Below are 16,817 nucleotides of genomic sequence, written 5' to 3'. Positions count from 1 at the left end.
GGCCGCTCAGCCGTCCGCGCCCAGCCGGCGCGCGAACCCCTCGGGGACGTACAGGTCCTCCGGGCCGAGCTCGTGCACCGAGGAGTGGCCGAGGCCGAGGACCGCGGAGTCCAGCCCGCCGCGCAGGATGTCCAGCACGTTCTCGACCCCCGCCTGGCCGTTGGCCGCCAGCCCCCAGAGGTACGCCCGGCCGATCAGCACCGCCCGGGCGCCCAGCGCGACCGCCTTGGCCACGTCGCCGCCGCGCCGGACCCCGCCGTCGAGCAGCACCTCGATCTGGTCCCCGACGGCCTCCGCGATGCCCGGCAGCACCCGGATGGTGGCGGGGGTGGTGTCCAGGTTGTTGCCGCCGTGGTTGGAGACCGAGACGGCGTCCACCCCGGCGTCCACCGCCCGCCTGGCGTCGTCGATCCGGGTGACGCCCTTGAGGAGGAAGGGGCCGCCCCACTCCTCGCGCAGCCACTTGACGTCCTCCCAGCTGGGCGGCGGGGTCTGCATCCACTCCCCGTAGGCGCCGAAGAAGGTCGGTCCGGCGGCTCCCCGCTCCGGGGCGAGGTTGGGCACCGTGAGGTCGGGCAGCCGCCGGTCCTTGGCGAAGGCCCAGAGCCAGCGCGGGTGCGGCAGCACGTCCGGGGCGAAGCGGACGGCGGTCCGCAGGTCGAGCCGCTCCGGGATGGGCGGGCTGCCCCAGTCCCGGCCGTTGGAGAAGGACCAGTCCAGCGTGGCGATCAGCGCCTTGGCCCCGGCCTCCCGGGCCCGCGCCATCCGCTGGACCATCTGCTCGCGGCTGCCGCTCCAGTACATCTGGAAGAAGGTGTTCCCGTTGGCCTCCACCACCTCCTCCACCGGTTTGGAGGCGAAGGAGCTGAGTCCCATCGGGATCCCCCGGTTGGCCGCCGCCCTGGCCACGGCCACCTCGCCGTCCGGGTGGACGGCCTGCACGCCGGTCGGCGAGATCACCACCGGCATCGCGCAGTCCACGCCGAGGACCGTGGTGGACAGCTCGCGCTGGGCGTGGTGGCCCACCACCCTGGGCGCGAAGCCGAGTTCGGCGAAGGCCTGTTGGTTGTCCGAGACGGTCCGGCCCCGCTCGGACCCGGCCACCAGGGCGCCGTAGACCGAGCCGGGGAGGCGGCGCCTGGCCCGCCGCTGGGCCTCGGCGACCGTCTCGAACCAGGGATTGCGCTTCTGCAGCAGCACGGTCACCTCGTGGGGGTGTTCGATGCGGGGATCGGTGGGGTGAAGCCGGCCAGCGGGCTCTCGTCGCAGTCCGACACCGGTGGCCGGGCCGGCTCCGGCTCCGGCGGCCGTCGGGTCAGCGCGACCGGCACCGGGCCGCCGGCCGGGCCGCCCCGGTGCGAGTGGTCCACCGCGGGACGCGGGACCACCACATCGGCGCGGCCGGCCAGCGCGCGCTCCCCGTGGCCCTGGACGCACTCCGGGTCGGGCCCGTCCAGCGGCAGCCCGGTGAAGAACTTCGCCGCCATGCAGCCGCCCTTGCAGCTGTCGTAGTGGCCGCAGGAGGCGCAGGCCCCGCCGGTCTGCGGCGCGCGCAGCCGCTCGAACAGCGGCGACTCCCGCCACACCCGCGCGAAGCCGCCCGGGTCCCGGACGTTCCCGGCCAGGAACTCCTGGTGGATCGCGAACGGGCAGGCGTAGACCTCGCCCACCGGGTCGATCAGGCAGACCACCCGCCCGGCGCCGCACAGGTTCAGCCCCGGCAGGCTCTGCCCGTAACCGGAGAGGTGGAAGAACGAGTCCCCGGTCAGCACCTCCTCGCCGTGGGCCAGCAGCCAGTCGTAGAGCTGCCGCTGCTGTTCGGCGGTGGGGTGGAGCTCGTCCCAGACGTCCGCCCCGCGGCCGGACGGGCGCAGCCGGGTGAGCCGCAGCTGGGCGCCGTAGCGGTCGGCCAGCGCCTTGAACTCGTCCATCTGCGGGATGTTGTGCCGGGTGCAGACCACGGAGATCTTGAAGTTCCGCATCCCGGCGTCCGAGAGCCGCCGCAGCGCGCGCAGCGCGGTGTCGTACGAACCGGCCCCCCGGACCGCGTCGTTGACCTCGCGGGTGGCGCCGTCCAGGGAGATCTGGACGTCCAGGTAGTCGTTGGCGGCCAGCCGGCGGGCGGCCTCCTCGGTGATCCGCACGCCGTTGGTGGAGAACTTCACCCCGACGTGGTGGCCGGTGGCGTAGTCCAGCAGCTCCCAGAAGTCGGGGCGGACGGTGGGCTCGCCACCGCCGATGTTCACATAGAAGACCTGCATCGCCTCCAGCTCGTCGATGACGGCCTTGGCCTCGGCGGTGGACAGCTCGCGCGGATCGCGCCGTCCGGAGCTGGAGAGGCAGTGGGAGCAGGAGAGGTTGCAGGCGTAGGTGAGCTCCCAGGTGAGGCAGATCGGGGAGTTCAGTCCGCGCTCGAAGAGGTCCACCAGGCGGGTGGCGGAGGCCGTCCCGGTGCCGGCGGTCACGGTGCTTGCGGTCACGGTGCCGAGGTCCTTTCGACGGCCCTCCGGTTGAGCATGTCGGAGTCGGCCAGGGTCGCCAACGCCCGTGCATAGCGCGGGAGTTCGGCTTCGGTGACACCGGCGGCGGCGCACGCCGCCCGTGCCGTCGGGGCTTCGGCCAGCCCCTCCACCACCGACAGCAGCGTCCGGTCCTTGAGGAAGGACAGCCGCCGGGTGCCGAAGTGGTAGAGCAGTGCGCCGAAGGGCTCCGGCCGCACCGAGACCCGCGGGTGCAGGTCCCAGGCGCGGTCCAGGTCGAACGCGGTCACTGCCGGCATGGTCTGCGGGGCCGCCGGCCTAGTAGACGCCGCACATGCCGTCGATGGAGACCTCCTCGACGAGGTCGTCCGATTCGACGAGGTCGGCGACGGGGGCGTCCTGTTGCTCCAACTCGGCCTCGGACTGCGGTACCTGAGCGGCCGTCAGAGTCGCGGAGTCGTTCATCGGCACGTTCCTCCTTCTCGCGCTCGGCTGGGCGCAGGGGCAGACTATTGGCATGGAGTGCCAAAATGAAAGGGTCCCGGACGTCCTCGTCGTCGGCGCCGGAGCGGCCGGATGCGCGCTCGCGGCCCGGCTGAGCGAGGACCCCGGCATCCGGGTGCTCCTGCTGGAGGCCGGGCCGGCGAGGCCCGCCGGCCGTCCCGACCTGCTGGACGCCCGGCTGGTGCCCGGCGCCCGGCCGGACAGCCCGGCGGTGGCCTGGTTCCCGGTGGCGCTGACCGCCTCCCGCCCCTGGTCCGTACCGCGCGGCCGGGCGCTCGGCGGGTCCACCGCCGTCAACGGCGGCTACTTCGTCCGCGCCCGCCGGGCCGACTTCGACCGCTGGTCGGCGGCCGGCAACCCGGCCTGGGCGTATCCGTCGGTGCTCCCCCTCCTCCGCGGGCTGGAGCACGACCAGGACCTGGGCCCGTCCCCACTCCACGGCGGCCACGGCCCCATGACGGTCCGCCGGACCGACCTGGACGCCCACCCCTCCTCCGCCGCCTTCCGCGACGCCGCCCTGGCCGCAGGACACCCGCCGGACCCGGACAAGAACGACCCCGAGGCCCCGCCCGGCATCGGCCCGGTCCCCACCAACACGGCCGACGGCGTCCGGCGCGACGCCGCGCTGAGCTACCTCACCCCGGAGGTCCTGTCCCGCCCCAACCTCACCGTGCTGACCGGCCACCGGGTGGTGCGGGTGCTCGTCGCCCACGGCATCGCCCGCGGCGTCGAGGTCCGGCGGCAGAGCACCGGCGCCGGTCCGCGGAGCGGCGGTCTGCGGATCCCCGCGGGGGAGGTCGTCCTCAGCGCCGGCGCCCTCGCCACCCCCCACCTCCTCCAGCTCTCCGGGATCGGCCCGCGCGAGGTGCTTGAGCCCCTCGGCATCCCGGTGCTGCTCCACTCCCCCGCCGTCGGCGCCCGGCTGGCCGACCATCCGCAGCTCGTCCTCCCCGGCCCGCCCGCCCCGGCCGGCTGCCCGCCGCCGGCCGCCGGCTGGCTCGGCGGCTGCCTCCATCTGGCCGCCCCGGACGGGGAGGTGGAACTCCTCCAGTCGCTGCTGCCGATGGACGCCCTGATGTCCGGACGGGTCCCGCCCGGCGGCTCGGGACCGCTCCCCTACCTCCTCTCCGCCTCCGCGGCCATCCCGCCGAGCGGCGGCCTGGCCGCCGTCTCCGCCGACCCGGACGTCCCGCCGCGCGTCCGCTACGGCTACCTCGCCCACCCCAGGCAGCGCCGCCTCCTCCGGTACGGCGTCCGCGCCGCCGCCGAGGTCCTCGGCAAGCTCGGCCCACCGCCCGCCCCGGCGCCGAACGCCCCGGGCCCGAACGCCCAGGCCCCCGGCACCCCGGGCCCTGAGGTCCTGGCCGACGACGGACTGCTCGACCGCTGGATCGCCGCGCACCTCTCCACCGCCCAGCACACCTGCGGCACCGTTCCGATCGGCCCGGCGGTCGACCAGTACGGCCGCGTCCACGGCCTGCGCGGCCTGCGCGTCGCCGACACCTCGATCCTCCCGGACGTGCCCGCCCGCGGCCCCGCCGCCACCGCCGTGCTGATCGGCGAGCTCATCGCGGAGGCCATCCGGGCCGGCACCCGCTCAGCCCCCGGAACGTAGAGTTGGGCCGTGCCGACCGCCGCCCGGATCACCACCCCCCGGATCGCCGCCCCCCGAACCGGCCGCCCGCGCGCGACCACCCGGGCCGAGCTGGAGCGGATCGGCTTCGCCCGCTTCGCCGAGCAGGGCTTCGAGCAGACCACGGTGGAGGACATCGCCCGCGCGGCCGGCATCGCCCGCCGCACCTTCTTCCGCTACTTCGCCTCCAAGGCCGACCTGGTCTGGGGTGACTTCGAGGCCCAGCTCTCCCGCCTCCGCGAGCTGTTGGAGGGCGCCCCCGCCGAGGTGCCGGCGATGGACGCGCTGCGTACCGCGGTCGTCGAGTTCAACCGCTTCGACGACGCCGACGTCCCCTGGCACCGCCAGCGGATGGACCTGATCCTCAACGTCCCCACGCTGCAGGCCGACGCCACCCTCCGCTACGCCTCCTGGCGCGCCGTGGTCGCCGAGTTCGCCGCCCGCCGGGCAGGCCTGCCGGTGGACAGCCTCCTGCCCCGCCTCGTCGGCAACGCCGCGCTGGGCGCCGCCATGGCCGCCTACGAGCACTGGCTGAGCACCCCGGGCTCCGAACTGGCCGACCTCCTCCACACCGCCCTCGCCCGCCTGGCCCCCGCCTTCCCGGACCTCGACCGCGCGTAGACCTGGCGCAGGCGGGCTCAGGCGGGCGCAGGCAGGCGCAGGCGGACATCCGCCGGGCGGAGGCGAGCGCCCGCCCGGCGCAGGCCGCGCCCGGGCAGAGCCGTCAGCGCCGATGCGCCCTCCGGGCGAGCGCCGTCCCCGCCGCCGCGAGCACCGCGGAGACCAGCACCACCACCGCCATCGGCACCGCGGTCGCCGCCCCGCCCAGGCCGACCAGCGGGGAGACCAGCGCGCCCAGACCGAACTGGGCGGCGCCCATCAGCGCCGAGGCCGTGCCGGCGATCCGCCGGGCCTCGCCCACCGCGAGCGCGCTGGCGTTGCTCATCACCAGCCCGACCCCGAAGAGCATCACCACCAGGGTGCCCTCGACGGTCCACAGCGTCACGGCGCCGCTCAGCACCAGCACCGCCAGCGCGGCGGCGGCGACCAGCACCACCCCCTGCGCGACCACCTCCACGGACCCCGGCTCGAACCGCGACACCAGCCGGTGGTTGACCACACTGGCCAGGATCAGCACGCAGGAGTTCACCGCGAAGGTGACCGAGTACGCCCCGGTGGAGAGCCCGATCACGTTCTGGAAGACCCACGGCGAGGCCGAGATGTACGCCATCAGGCAGCCGAAGGTGAGGGCGAAGGCCAGCCCGTAGCCGACGTACGCCCGGTTGCCGACCAGCGTGCCGAGGTGCCGCCCGGTCGCCGCCAGTCCCCCGCCGTGCCGCCGCTCCGGCGGCAGCGACTCGCCGACCACCAGCAGCGAGCCCAGGAACATCAGGGCCGATATCCCGGTGAGCACCCACATCACCCCGCGCCAGCCGACCGAGCCGGCCAGCGCCCCGCCGATCAGCGGTGCGACCACCGGGGCCACTCCGTTGATGCTCATCAGCACGCTCATCGCCCGGGCCGCCGCCCGACCGCGGGCCCGGTCGGCCACCACCGCCCGCCCGATGACCACCCCGGCGGCCCCCGCGAACCCCTGCACGAAACGGAACCCGATCAGGAACCACACCGAGGGCGCCAGCGCGCAGAGCACCGCGGCCGCCACCGCGAGGGCGGAGAAGAGGAGCAGCGGCCGCCGCCGCCCGAGCCGGTCCGAGACCGGCCCGATCACCAACTGGCCGGCGGCCAGCCCGATCAGAAAGGCCGTCAGGGTCAGCTGGACGTCGGCCGCGGAGGTACGGAAGTCGTGCGCCATCGCCGTGAACGAGGGCAGGTACATGTCCGTGGCGAAGGGTGCCACCGCGGAGAGCAGCGCCAGCACGCTGAGCAGCAGCAGGCTGATCCGGCCCTCGCCGCCGGCGTCCACGCGACCGGCGCGGCCGGCGCCCTCGGCGCCCTCCGCGGCGCCCAGTCCGCCCCGGCTCCGGGTGTCCGACATGGTGACCTGCTCTCCCGCTCTGGGCCGCGGCGCCGCGGCCCGGGCCCTTCATCGCCATTGATCGCCATTCATTTATGGGATCATAAATAAGTTAGCATGGCCGCATGCCGCACAACTCCGAGGGGCTGGCCGGGCTCGCCCCGGCCGTCCAGGCCGCCTCGCGCGCGCTGCACCGGGTCGCCCCCACGTTCCCCGGGGTCCAGCACCTCCCGCCCGGAGAGCGGGACGTGCTGAAGCTCGCCATCCAGGAGCCCGGCGTCGGCGCCGGCCGGGTCGCCCGCGAGCTCACCATGAAGCCGAGCAACGTCAGCGCGGCGGTCCGCGCCCTGGAGGCGCGGGGCCTGCTGCTCCGCCGCTCCGACCCGGCCGACGGCAGGGCCGTCCAGCTCTTCCCCACCGAGCAGGCCGAGGTCAACCTCCGCCGGGTCGAGGAGGGCTGGGCCCGGGTCGTCCGGGAGGCGCTGGCCCAGCTCCCGGAGGCGGACGCGCGGATCCTGGCCGAGGCGGCCCCCGCCCTGGACCGGCTGGCGGCGGCGCTGGCGGCGCTCCGCGGCCGCGCCTGAACACCCGCGCGGATACGCCGGCGGGCGGCCGAGTCCCCCGCGCTCGACCGCCCGCCGGCGCACCGTCCGGGCCCGCGGGCCCGGACTCCGCCGCCCAGCCTCAGGCCAGCGGCCCGGTGACCGCCTCGGCCGCGGCCAGCGCCCGTCCGCTCGCCACGTACTGGACGGCCGCCTCGATCTCCGGCGCCAGGAAGCGGTCGGTGCCGGGGCCGGCCACGCCCGCCGCCCGCAGTCCGGCGACCACCGCGCCGGTGGCCGGCGAGGGCTCCAGCGGAGCCCGCAGGTCCAGGGCCCGGGCGGCGGTGAGGAGTTCGACCGCGACCACGCGGGTCAGCCCGTCCAGCGCCCGGCGCAGCTTGCGGGCCGCGGACCAGCCCATCGAGACGTGGTCCTCCTGCATCGCGCTGGACGGGATGGAGTCCACCGACGCCGGGGCGGCCAGCCGCTTCAGCTCGGAGACGATCGCCGCCTGGGTGTACTGGGCGATCATGTGGCCGGAGTCCACCCCGGGGTCGTCGGCGAGGAAGGCGTTCAGCCCGTGGCTGCGCGCGGTGTCCAGCATCCGGTCGGTGCGCCGCTCGGCGATGGAGGCCACGTCGGCCACCGAGATCGCCAGGAAGTCCAGCACCGCGGCGACCGGGGCGCCGTGGAAGTTGCCGTTGCTCTCCACCGTGCCGTCCAGCGTGACCACCGGGTTGTCGATGGCGCTGGCCAGCTCGCGCTCGGCGACGGTGGCGGCATGCCCGGCGGTGTCCCGCGCGGCGCCGTGCACCTGCGGGGAGCAGCGCAGCGAGTAGGCGTCCTGGACGCGGGTGCAGTCCGGACCGCGGTGGCTGGCCACGATCGGCGAGTCGGCGAGCAGCGCGCGGAGGTTGGCAGCGCTGTCGGCCTGGCCCGGGTGCGGGCGCAGGGCCTGCAGGTGCTCGGCGAAGACCCGGTCGGTGCCGAGCTGGGCCTCGACGCTCATCGCCGCGCTGATGTCCGCGGTGCGGAGCAGCCGGCGGAGGTCGTCCAGCGCCAGCAGCAGCATGCCGAGCATCCCGTCGGTGCCGTTGATCAGCGCGAGGCCCTCCTTCTCGCGCAGCTCGACCGGGGTGATCCCGGCGGCGGCGAGCGCCTCGGCGGCCGGCTTCGCGACGCCGTCGGCGTCCCGCACGGTCCCCTCGCCCATGACGGCCAGCGCGCAGTGCGCCAGCGGGGCCAGGTCGCCGGAGCAGCCGAGCGAGCCGTACTCGTGGACGACCGGGGTGATGCCGGCGTTCAGCACGTCCGCGTAGGCCTGGGCGACCTCGGGGCGGACACCGGTGCGGCCGGTGGCCAGGGTGGAGAGCCGGAGGAGCATGAGGGCGCGGACCACCTCGCGCTCGACCTCCGGTCCCGAGCCGGCCGCGTGCGAGCGGACCAGGCTGCGCTGCAGCTGGGCCCGGAGCTCGGTGGGGATGTGCCGGGTGGCCAGCGCGCCGAAGCCGGTGGACACGCCGTAGTGCGGCTGCACGTCGCCGGCCAGGTCCTCGATGACCTTCCGCCCGCGGGAGATCTCCTCCAGCGCCTCGGGCGCCAGCGCCACCTTCGCGCCCTCCCGGGCGACAGCGACCACATCGGCCGGGGCGAGCGGGCCGACAGAAATCGAAATTTCGCTCATGGCTCTATGGAACACCTGGTCAAAGCTGTTTCTTTCGCATCCCGACGATCATCTGTCTGGGATCCCAGACGTTTCCCCGGCCCCCGTCCGGTATCCCAGACTACGGCCGGCCGGCGCTCAGGACCGCTCGGAACCGGCGATCCGGCGGGTCAACTCCCGTGCGGTGCGCACCACTTCGTCGGCCAGCCGGGTCTGCTCGTCGGCGCTGAGCCGGCCGGTCTCGTAGGTGACGGCGATCCCCGCGGCCGGCAGCCCGTGGTGGTCGCGGGCCGCGGCGGCGACGGAGGAGAAGCCGAGGGTCACCTCGCCCTCCTCCAGGGCGTAGCCGCGCCGCCGGGTGGCGACCAGATCGCCGCGCAGCGCGGTCAGCGAGCGCGGCCCGGCGGCCTCGGTGCGGGCCACGAAGGCGGAGGGGTGCGGATACAGCGCCCGCAGCTGCGGCCCGGGCAGCAGCGCCAGCATCGCCCGGCCGCTGGCCGGCAGATGGGCGGGCAGCCGCACGCCGACCTCGGTCACCAGGGAGGGCCGGCCGGGGGCGCGCTCCTCGATGACGTAGAGCACCTCGCGCCCGTGCAGCACGGTGAGATGGGCGTTGTGGCCGGTGCGGTCGACCAGCCGGGTCAGCGGCCCGCGGGCCAGCCGCTGGAAGGGGGCCTGCCGGGCGTAGCCGGAGCCGAGCTCGAAGGCGCTCACGCCGAGCCCGTACCGCCGCTCCTCGGGCAGGTGGACCACGAAGCCGTCCTCGGCCAGCGTGTTGAGGAGGTGGTACGTGGTCGAGCGGGGCAGCCCGACGTCCCGGCTGATCGCCGCCGCCGGCACCGGGGCGGCCTGGCGGGCCAGATAACGCAGGATGGCCAGCACCTGGGCGGCGGCCGGAACGGTGGTCATGGCCCGAGGGTATGCACAACGTGATCGGTTTCCGGCCGACCGGCCGGTCAGCGCTCCTCGAACTGCTCCGCCTCCGGTGGCCGGCGGGACATCAGACTGGAGCCGATCACCGCGTAGATGACGGCCGCCACGGCTATCGCGGTGAGCACCGCCAGCGCTATCAAGTCCCCCCGCGACACGACCTCCACGCCTGCCACGTCCCGATCACCTCTCGTGCCGCATGTCCCCATACCGTCAGGCCTCGCCTGCCCACGCGGAACGTTTACACACCCCCCACACCGCGATTTCTTTCACGAGTTTTTCGCGGCCCGGTCACGGCGCCTCACCCGGGTCCACCCGCTGCTTGGACGGGCCCCGGGCGCGCGGCGCGTGCCAGTGGTAGTGCAGCGCGAGCAGCCGGACGACCAGCGCGGCCGCGGCCGCGAAGAAGCTCAGCTCCACCCGGTACCAGCCGAAGTGCAGCATCAGCGCCGTCAGCGAGGCCCCGACCAGCGCCGGCACCGCGTACAGGTCGCGGTCCCAGCGCAGCACCCCGGGCTGCTCCCCGGCGAGCATGTCGCGGATCACCCCGCCGCCGATCGCGGTGACCATCCCGAGCAGCGCGGAGGGCACCGCGCCCAGCCCGCTGTGGTACGCCTTCACCGTGCCGGTCACACAGAAGAGGCCTAGGCCGACCGCGTCGGTGATGTCCAGCGGCCAGCCGGTGAGCCGGGTGGGCGGATGCCAGACGAAGATCAGGGCCGCCGCGGCCACCGAGATCCAGAAGTAGCTCTGGTCCACGAAGGCGATCGGCGGCCCCTGGGCGATGATCAGGTCCCGGATCACCCCGCCGCCGACGGCGGCCGCGCAGGCGAGCACGGCCAGGCCGAAGACGTCGTAGTTCTTGCGCACCGCCAGCAGCGCGCCGGAGACCGCGAAGGCGAAGGTGGCGATGTGGTCGACCACCTTCTGGGCAGTGGTGATCGTGTCGGTGGCGAGCTCCATCACCGGGGTCGGGCTCCTCCACTGCCGTGCCTTGCCGTGTTGCCGTGTTGCCGTGTTGCCGTGTTGCCGTGTCGCGGTATCGCCGGGTGGCCGGCACCGCGGGTGCGGCGTGCGCTGCCGCGCCGAAGTCTATCCCCCGTGATCGATCTCCCCGTCGATCTCCCGGGCGAGCTCGACGGCGCGTCCCAGCGTGTCCAGCCGCTGCGCCAGGCTGTCGCCCGCCGGATAGAAGCGGACGGTGTCGACCCCGGCGTCCCGCCACACCCGGAGCCGTTCGCGGACCATCCGCTCGGTCCCGATCAGCGTGGTGGCCAGCACCATCTCGTCGGTGACCAGCGCGGCGGCGCCGTCCCGGTCGCCGGCCTGCCAGCGCTCGCGGACCTCGGCGGCCACCTCGGCCCAGCCCTGGCGGCTGTAGGCCGCGTTGTAGAAGTTGGTCCGGGCCGAGCCCATCCCGCCGAGACTGAAGGCCAGTTCCCTTCTGCGGCCGGCGACCATCGCCGACAGCGCCTCCTCGTCCTCGGCGAAGGCGACCTCGGCGCCCTGGCAGACGTCCAGCTCGGCGCGCTTGCGGCCGGCGGCGGCGAGGCCCGCGTCGAGGTGGTCGAAGTAGGCGGCGCGGGAGCCTTCCGGCACGAAGCTGGTGCCGAGCCAGCCGTCGGCCACCTCACCGGTGAGCCGGAGCATCCTCGGCGAGAGGGCGGCCAGGTAGACCGGGATCGGCTGCTCGGCGCGGGCGGAGAGCCGCATCGGACGGCCCTCCCCGCCCGGGCGGGGGATGGTGAACTCCCGTCCCCGGTAGTCGATCCGCTCTCCCGAGGCGGCCAGCCGGACGATCTCCACGGTCTCCCGCATCCGGGTCAGCGGCCGGTCGAAGGGGACCCCGTGGAGGCCCTCGATCACCTGCGGACCGGAGGGCCCGAGGCCCAGCAGGAACCGCCCGCCGCTCATCGCGGAGAGGGTGATCGCGGCCTGCGCGAGGGCGACCGGGGTGCGGGTGGCGAGCTGGATCGCGGCGGAGCCGAGGAGGATCCGCTCGGTGCGGGCGGCCAGGTAGCCGAGCGGCGAGACCGCGTCGGAGCCCCAGGCCTCGGCCACCCAGCAGACGTCCAGGCCGAGCCGCTCGGCCTCCAGGACGAAGTCGGCGGTCTCCCGCCAGTCACCGCCGGAGGCCTCGACGGTGGTGGAGGTGCGCAGCCGTCCCGGCTGACGGGCCGTCAACGCCCCTCCTCCGCTTCCCGCTTGATGAGGGCCAGGGTGCGGTTGATGGACTCCTCGAACTCCCGCAGCCGAACGAAGACGATCTTCTGCTCCTTCTCCGGCATCCGCTCGATGGCGAGCGAGAGGCCCGAGCGACCGGGCCCGAGCTGGGCCCACTGGACGAGCTCGGTGCCCCCGTCCCCGGTCGGCCGGAGGGTGAACCGCCAGCGGGCGCCGGGCTCTTCACCGTCCCGCTGCACCGCCCAGGCGAAGCAGTGCTCGGGCTCGCAGCTCTCCACCCGGGAGACGGTGGACCACTCCCCCAGGGCCGGATGGGCGCTGCTCCCCTCGAAGCGGGCGCCCGGCGCGGCCTCCCGCGCCCCGTCCAGCCAGCGCACCGCGCGCAGCTCCGCGGACCAGCGGGGCATCGCCGTCGGATCGGAGACCAGCCGCCAGACCCGGCCCGGCGGGGCGTCGACCACGACGGCCGCCTGAACGGTGGGACAGTCCGCGTAACGAGCACCAGTCCATTCCATGACCAGCAGAGTTTCGTATTAGGACTTAGCCGTCAAGAGATCCCTCCCGCGCTTCCTCCGCGAACCGCGCCCGGACCTCGGGACGCTCCGCCAACCGCGGCGGGTAGCCGGGGCCCATCCGGGAGACGGTGTTCTCCGCCGTCATCGGCTTGCCGCAGTGGCCGCAGACCACGGCGGCCTCGGCCTCCTGCCCGCAGGCGGCGTGATAGTGGACGATCGGCGGCCCCTGCTCCCCGCTCAGCCAGCGATCGCCCCACCCGCTCATCGCCAGCAGCACCGGATAGAAGTCCCGGCCCTTCTCGGTGAGGAGGTAGTCGTGCCGCACCGGATCGGTCTGGTACGGGCTCCGCTCCAGCAGCCCCTGCTCCACCAGCCGGGCGAGCCGGTCCGCCAGGGTGTTGCGGGCGATGCCCAGCGACTCCTGGAACCCGTCGAACCGGGTGATCCCGTAGAAGGCCTCCCGCAGCACCAGCGGGGACCACGGATCGCCGAGCAGATCGATGGTGCGCGCGATCGAGCAGGGCCAATGCGCGAAGGAGGTCCGTCTCATGCGCGCCAGGATAGGTCGCCGCCACGTCACTCGACGCAGCGCGCAGCGCTCATCCCGGGCGCCCGGAGCAACCCGCGCGCCTCCCGAAGCGGCCCCGCGAGGACGCCCCGGCGGTGCGGTGTCCCGCGCCCCCGGCCATCCGCGACGCCCCCGCCCGGCGGCGGCCGGCCTGCGGTGGCCCGGAGACCCCGCCGCCCGCGCCCCGCCGGCGGTTGTCCGGGCCGTTCCCTCGCGCCCCCTCAGAGCCCGTGCTTGCGTGCGACCACCCGCAGCACCGCCGCCCGCGGCAGCATCCGCCGCAACGGGAACACCAACCGCGCGTTGCTGCCCACCGCGTACAGCGGGCGCGGCCGTGCCGCCTCCACCGCCCGCAGGATCGTCGAGGCCACCCGCTCCGCGGACACCCCCGCCGCCTCGTTGGCGTTCAGGGCCCGCAGCATCCGCCCGTACTCCTCGGCGAACGGCGATCCCTCCGCCAGGTACTCGGTCCGCCGCTCACTGATCCCGGTGGCGATCGACCCCGGCTCGACCGTGGTCAACCACACGCCCCAGGGCGAGAGTTCGCGCCGCGCCGCGTCCGCGAACCCCTTCACCGCCGCCTTCGAGGCGACGTACGAGGACCGGTACGCCAGCGGGAAGCTGGCCAGCATCGACCCGACCATCACCACCCGGCCCCGGCGCCGCTCCCGCATCCCCGGCGTCAGCAGCTGGGTGAGCCGGACGGCGCCCAGCACGTTGGTCTGGAAGAGCCGCCGCAGCGCCTCCGCCGGCAGCTCCTCCAGCGGCCCGCTCTGGCTCTCCCCGGCGTTGTTGACCAGCACGTCGACGTCCCCGGCCGCGGCCGCGCAGCGCTCGATCGACCGATCGTCCGTCAGGTCGAGCGCCAGGTAGCGGACTCCGGGGATCGGGTCGGCCACCCGCTCCGGACTCCGGCTGGTGCCCAGCACCTCGTACCCGCGCTCCAGCAGCGCCCGCGCGGTGGCCGCCCCGATCCCCGAGGAGGCCCCCGTCACCAGCGCCCGCCCGCGGCCGGCCGCGGCCGCGTCGGCCGCCCCCGGCTCCGCCGCCGTCCCCGTTCCCGTCCCCGTCCCCGTCACGACAGCCTCCCCGCCAGCGCGCGGCCGGCCGCCCGCCCGGAGAAGATGCAGCCGCCGAGGAACGTCCCCTCCAGCGCGTTGTACCCGTGCACCCCGCCGCCGCCGAACCCGGCGACCTCGCCGGCCGCGTAGAGCCCCTCGAAGACGCTCCCGTCCGGCCGCACCACCTGCGAGTCCAGGGTGGTCTCGAGTCCGCCCAGGGTCTTGCGGGTCAGCAGATGCAGCCGCACCGCGATCAGCGGCCCGTGCGCCGGGTCGAGCAGCCGGTGCGGTTTGACCACCCGGGTGATCCGGTCCGGCCAGTACGCCCGCGCGTTGCGGATCGACATCAACTGGAGGTCCTTGCCGTAGCCGTGGTCCACCTGCCGGTCCCGCGCGGTGACCTCGCGCTCGATCCGCTGGTAGGAGAGCTCGGGCCCGTCCGGGGTGAGCGCGTTCATCCCGTCCACGAGCTGACGCAGCGTCGGGCGGACCACGAAGTCCTCGCCGTGGTCGAGGAAGGCCTGGATCGGGCCGGGCGCGCCCTTCTTCACCCGGGAGAGCACCTGCCGCAGGTCCTTCCCGGTGACGTCCGGGTTCTGCTCGGAGCCGGAGAGCGCGAACTCCTTCTCCACGATGGTCCTGGTGAGGAGGAACCAGGTGTGGTCGTGCCCGGTCCCGATGATGTGCCTGAGGGTGCCGAGGGTGTCGTGCCCGGGGAAGTACGGGGCGGGCAGCCGCCGCCCCTCGGCGTCCAGCCAGAGCGAGGACGGGCCCGGGATGATCCGGATGGCGTGGTCCGGCCAGATCGGGTCCCAGTTCTTGATGCCCTCTGTGTAGTGCCACATCCGGTCGCGGTTGACCACGGAGGCGCCCGCCTCCTCGGCGATGCCGAGCATCCGGCCGTCGACGTGCGCCGGCACACCGGTGATCATCGAGCGGGGCGCCGGGCCGAGCCGGTCGGCCGGCCAGTTCTTCCGCACCAGCTCGGGGTTGCCGCCGATGCCGCCGCTGGTCACCACCACCGCCTGGGCCCGGAGCTCGAACTCCCCCGCCTCGCCGCGCGAGGAGGCCACTCCGCGGGCGGCGTCCGAGGGCTCGAGGACCGTGCCCCGCACGCCGACCGCGGCGCCGTTCTCCACGATGACGCCGTCCACCCGGTGCCGGTGCCGGAACTCCACCAGGCCGCGCTCGGCCGCGGCCAGCACCGGCTCCCGGAAGACCCGCACCACCTCGGGACCGGTCCCCCAGGTGATGTGGAAGCGCGGCACCGAGTTGCCGTGCCCGCCGGCCACCCCCGCGCCCCGCTCGGCCCAGCCGACCTGCGGGGTCACCCGGAGCCCCAGCTCGTGGAGGTACGCGCGCTTCTCGCCCGCGGCGAAGGCCACGTACGCCTCCGCCCAGCGGCGCGGCCAGTGGTCCTCGCGCTCCCGGTCGAAGCCGGCCGAGGAGAGCCAGTCGTCGAGGGCGAGCTCGTAGGAGTCGCGGATGCCGACCCGGCGCTGCTCGGGGGTGTCGACCATGAACAGCCCGCCGAGCGACCAGAAGGCCTGGCCGCCGAGGTTGGCCTCGTTCTCCTGGTCGAGGACCAGCACCCGCCGTCCGGCGCGGGTGAGTTCGTAGGTGGCGACCAGGCCGGCCAGGCCGGCCCCCACCACGATGACATCGGCCGTGTCAGACATCCGCTGTGTCCTCACTCGGGTTCGGGTCGGTTTCGAAGAGGGCGCCGCCACCGCCGCCGCCGTCGTCGCCGCCGCGGCTGTAGGCGTAGAGGACGTGGAGGAAGAGCTGCTCGCGGCGCTGCTCGGCGAGTCGCGCCGCCGGCCCGTCGGGCCCGTCCGGCGCCAGCAGCACCTGGCCCATCGTGCCGTCGTGCACGGCGACCAGCGCCTGGCCGAGCGCCTGCCGGTCCGGGACGGTCCGCCCGACCCGCCGCAGCGCGCCGACGACCAGCGGCATCAGCGCGTTGGCGATGGACTCCTCACGGGCGGCGACCACCTCGCGCAGGTCGGGCTGCCGCAGCGCGTGGGCGGTGAACTCGGCGGTGACCCGGTACCAGGGGCCGTCCACCGGGGTGGCCCGCAGGGCGGCCCGGAGCACCTCCAACGGCTCGGCGGAGTCCGGGAGTTCGGACAGTCGCGCGCGCAGCTCCTGGACCATGTGCCGGGAACGCTCGGCCCACATCTCCAGGAAGAGCTCCTCCAGGGAGGTGAAGTTGGAGTAGAAGGCGCCGCGGGTGAAGCCGGCCCGCTCGCAGACCTGCTCGACGGTGGAGCGGCCGAAGCCCTCCTCGGCGAAGACGTGCAGCGCGGCGTCGAGCAGCAGGCGGCGCGTGCGGGCGCGCCGCGCGGTGAGCGTCATCGCTCGCACCTCCCTCGGGCTCCGACGGACCGGCGTTCGATACGCGAACGTATCGGATACACGAATGCATCGACAAGGGGGGCGGGGCCTCCGGACCCCGCCTACCGTGGGGCGCATGAGCACCCTCGCGCATCCGACCCGCTATCTCGTCGAGCTGCTGCCCGAGTACACCGACGGCGACGTCCCCACCCCGATCCGCACCGCCACGGTGGAGGACACCGGCCGACTGGGCGCCTCCGGCTACCCGCGCTACGCCGGCCACGGCGTGGTCGCCGACATCGACCCCGCGACCGGCGCGGTGGAGGCGGTCACCGTCGACGACGCGGAGCTGGAGTACGGGCTCACCGCCCGCGCGCGGCAGGCCGGTTAGCGGACGCAAGAGGCCCCGGCCTGTCGTACCCCCT

19 protein-coding genes are annotated in these 16,817 nt (G+C 74.8%); 4 read left to right on the top strand and 15 right to left on the bottom strand.

All coding sequences use genetic code 11. The features are described from left to right. Positions 1 to 6: 6 nt before the first annotated feature. The 4 genes from mftD to mftA are packed head-to-tail and all read right to left on the bottom strand — an operon-like array spanning position 7 to position 2,945. Positions 7 to 1,206 (bottom strand): pre-mycofactocin synthase MftD, encoded by a 1,200-nt coding sequence (gene mftD / locus BS73_RS01430; protein WP_235215231.1) that lies wholly within the window; start codon positions 1,204 to 1,206, stop codon positions 7 to 9. Next, on the bottom strand, positions 1,203 to 2,480 hold the full coding sequence (gene mftC / locus BS73_RS01425; protein WP_235215230.1) for a mycofactocin radical SAM maturase: 1,278 nt from the start codon (positions 2,478 to 2,480) through the stop codon (positions 1,203 to 1,205). The genes mftD and mftC overlap by 4 nt, the downstream gene beginning before the upstream one ends. Further along, positions 2,477 to 2,770: a mycofactocin biosynthesis chaperone MftB gene (mftB, locus tag BS73_RS01420; RefSeq protein ID WP_235215229.1), complete on the bottom strand. Its 294-nt coding sequence runs from the start codon at positions 2,768 to 2,770 to the stop codon at positions 2,477 to 2,479. Before mftB ends, mftC begins: the two co-directional genes overlap by 4 nt. A 28-nt stretch (positions 2,771 to 2,798) precedes the next feature. Further along, on the bottom strand, positions 2,799 to 2,945 hold the full coding sequence (gene mftA / locus BS73_RS36970) for a mycofactocin precursor MftA (RefSeq protein WP_063836882.1): 147 nt from the start codon (positions 2,943 to 2,945) through the stop codon (positions 2,799 to 2,801). A gap of 52 nt (positions 2,946 to 2,997) precedes the next feature. Between mftA and BS73_RS01415 the strand changes: the two genes are divergently transcribed. After that, on the top strand, positions 2,998 to 4,599 hold the full coding sequence (locus tag BS73_RS01415; RefSeq protein ID WP_037568626.1) for a GMC family oxidoreductase: 1,602 nt from the start codon (positions 2,998 to 3,000) through the stop codon (positions 4,597 to 4,599). A 9-nt stretch (positions 4,600 to 4,608) separates the two neighbouring features. Next, positions 4,609 to 5,238 carry a mycofactocin system transcriptional regulator gene (mftR, locus tag BS73_RS01410; protein WP_200886610.1) on the top strand — a complete coding sequence of 210 codons (630 nt, stop codon included), beginning with the start codon at positions 4,609 to 4,611 and terminating at the stop codon, positions 5,236 to 5,238. Between the two features lie 103 nt (positions 5,239 to 5,341). Here the strand turns inward: mftR and BS73_RS01405 are convergent, their stop codons facing one another. Then, positions 5,342 to 6,613, bottom strand: a complete 1,272-nt coding sequence (locus BS73_RS01405) for a Bcr/CflA family efflux MFS transporter (RefSeq protein ID WP_200886609.1) — start codon at positions 6,611 to 6,613, stop codon at positions 5,342 to 5,344. A gap of 104 nt (positions 6,614 to 6,717) precedes the next feature. Between BS73_RS01405 and BS73_RS01400 the strand changes: the two genes are divergently transcribed. Then, positions 6,718 to 7,176, top strand: coding sequence for a MarR family winged helix-turn-helix transcriptional regulator (locus BS73_RS01400; RefSeq protein WP_037568624.1), 459 nt, complete (start codon positions 6,718 to 6,720; stop codon positions 7,174 to 7,176). Positions 7,177 to 7,276: 100 nt separating this feature from the next. Here the strand turns inward: BS73_RS01400 and hutH are convergent, their stop codons facing one another. The 10 genes from hutH to BS73_RS01355 all read right to left on the bottom strand — a co-directional run bounded on the left by hutH (position 7,277) and on the right by BS73_RS01355 (position 16,413). Continuing rightward, on the bottom strand, positions 7,277 to 8,818 hold the full coding sequence (hutH, locus tag BS73_RS01395; protein ID WP_037568623.1) for a histidine ammonia-lyase: 1,542 nt from the start codon (positions 8,816 to 8,818) through the stop codon (positions 7,277 to 7,279). 117 nt (positions 8,819 to 8,935) lie between these two features. Continuing rightward, on the bottom strand, positions 8,936 to 9,706 hold the full coding sequence (locus BS73_RS01390; RefSeq protein ID WP_037568621.1) for an IclR family transcriptional regulator: 771 nt from the start codon (positions 9,704 to 9,706) through the stop codon (positions 8,936 to 8,938). 47 nt (positions 9,707 to 9,753) lie between these two features. Next, positions 9,754 to 9,903, bottom strand: coding sequence for a hypothetical protein (locus BS73_RS38050; protein WP_161789617.1), 150 nt, complete (start codon positions 9,901 to 9,903; stop codon positions 9,754 to 9,756). A gap of 115 nt (positions 9,904 to 10,018) precedes the next feature. Continuing rightward, positions 10,019 to 10,690, bottom strand: coding sequence for a trimeric intracellular cation channel family protein (locus BS73_RS01385; RefSeq protein ID WP_051939028.1), 672 nt, complete (start codon positions 10,688 to 10,690; stop codon positions 10,019 to 10,021). Between the two features lie 129 nt (positions 10,691 to 10,819). Further along, the gene (locus BS73_RS01380; protein ID WP_037569432.1) at positions 10,820 to 11,887 is read right to left on the bottom strand and encodes an LLM class flavin-dependent oxidoreductase; all 1,068 of its coding nucleotides are present in this window, start codon (positions 11,885 to 11,887) and stop codon (positions 10,820 to 10,822) included. Positions 11,888 to 11,907: 20 nt separating this feature from the next. Further along, complete coding sequence (locus BS73_RS01375) at positions 11,908 to 12,426, bottom strand: SRPBCC family protein (protein WP_037568619.1); 519 nt, start codon at positions 12,424 to 12,426, stop codon at positions 11,908 to 11,910. A gap of 25 nt (positions 12,427 to 12,451) precedes the next feature. After that, positions 12,452 to 12,976 carry a winged helix-turn-helix transcriptional regulator gene (locus tag BS73_RS01370; protein WP_037568617.1) on the bottom strand — a complete coding sequence of 175 codons (525 nt, stop codon included), beginning with the start codon at positions 12,974 to 12,976 and terminating at the stop codon, positions 12,452 to 12,454. A 239-nt stretch (positions 12,977 to 13,215) separates the two neighbouring features. Continuing rightward, entirely contained in the window at positions 13,216 to 13,992 is a 777-nt protein-coding gene (locus BS73_RS01365) for an SDR family oxidoreductase (RefSeq protein ID WP_037569431.1), read from the bottom strand. Positions 13,993 to 14,069: 77 nt separating this feature from the next. Next, positions 14,070 to 15,734: an FAD-binding dehydrogenase gene (locus tag BS73_RS01360; RefSeq protein WP_037568615.1), complete on the bottom strand. Its 1,665-nt coding sequence runs from the start codon at positions 15,732 to 15,734 to the stop codon at positions 14,070 to 14,072. Further along, a complete protein-coding gene (locus BS73_RS01355) occupies positions 15,727 to 16,413 on the bottom strand; it encodes a TetR/AcrR family transcriptional regulator (protein ID WP_063836881.1) in 687 nt (228 codons plus the stop codon). Before BS73_RS01355 ends, BS73_RS01360 begins: the two co-directional genes overlap by 8 nt. Before the next feature lie 115 nt (positions 16,414 to 16,528). Here BS73_RS01355 and BS73_RS01350 point away from each other — a divergent pair, with 115 nt between their 5' ends. Next, entirely contained in the window at positions 16,529 to 16,783 is a 255-nt protein-coding gene (locus BS73_RS01350) for a hypothetical protein (protein WP_037568614.1), read from the top strand. Positions 16,784 to 16,817: the final 34 nt, after the last annotated feature.

Source organism: Phaeacidiphilus oryzae TH49 (assembly GCF_000744815.1).
Lineage (GTDB): Bacteria > Actinomycetota > Actinomycetes > Streptomycetales > Streptomycetaceae > Phaeacidiphilus > Phaeacidiphilus oryzae.
This window is presented reverse-complemented; position numbering and strand designations above follow the sequence as displayed.

Excerpts from the sequence above, each read along its gene's own strand:
- mftA (WP_063836882.1), bottom strand. The coding sequence starts at position 2,945 with ATGAACGACTCCGCGACTCTGACGGCCGCTCAGGTACCGCAGTCCGAG.
- BS73_RS01415 (WP_037568626.1), top strand. The coding sequence starts at position 2,998 with ATGGAGTGCCAAAATGAAAGGGTCCCGGACGTCCTCGTCGTCGGCGCC.
- BS73_RS01405 (WP_200886609.1), bottom strand. The coding sequence starts at position 6,613 with ATGTCGGACACCCGGAGCCGGGGCGGACTGGGCGCCGCGGAGGGCGCC.
- BS73_RS01400 (WP_037568624.1), top strand. The coding sequence starts at position 6,718 with ATGCCGCACAACTCCGAGGGGCTGGCCGGGCTCGCCCCGGCCGTCCAG.
- hutH (WP_037568623.1), bottom strand. The coding sequence starts at position 8,818 with ATGAGCGAAATTTCGATTTCTGTCGGCCCGCTCGCCCCGGCCGATGTG.
- BS73_RS01390 (WP_037568621.1), bottom strand. The coding sequence starts at position 9,706 with ATGACCACCGTTCCGGCCGCCGCCCAGGTGCTGGCCATCCTGCGTTAT.
- BS73_RS01385 (WP_051939028.1), bottom strand. The coding sequence starts at position 10,690 with ATGGAGCTCGCCACCGACACGATCACCACTGCCCAGAAGGTGGTCGAC.
- BS73_RS01375 (WP_037568619.1), bottom strand. The coding sequence starts at position 12,426 with ATGGAATGGACTGGTGCTCGTTACGCGGACTGTCCCACCGTTCAGGCG.
- BS73_RS01370 (WP_037568617.1), bottom strand. The coding sequence starts at position 12,976 with ATGAGACGGACCTCCTTCGCGCATTGGCCCTGCTCGATCGCGCGCACC.
- BS73_RS01360 (WP_037568615.1), bottom strand. The coding sequence starts at position 15,734 with ATGTCTGACACGGCCGATGTCATCGTGGTGGGGGCCGGCCTGGCCGGC.
- BS73_RS01355 (WP_063836881.1), bottom strand. The coding sequence starts at position 16,413 with ATGACGCTCACCGCGCGGCGCGCCCGCACGCGCCGCCTGCTGCTCGAC.
- BS73_RS01350 (WP_037568614.1), top strand. The coding sequence starts at position 16,529 with ATGAGCACCCTCGCGCATCCGACCCGCTATCTCGTCGAGCTGCTGCCC.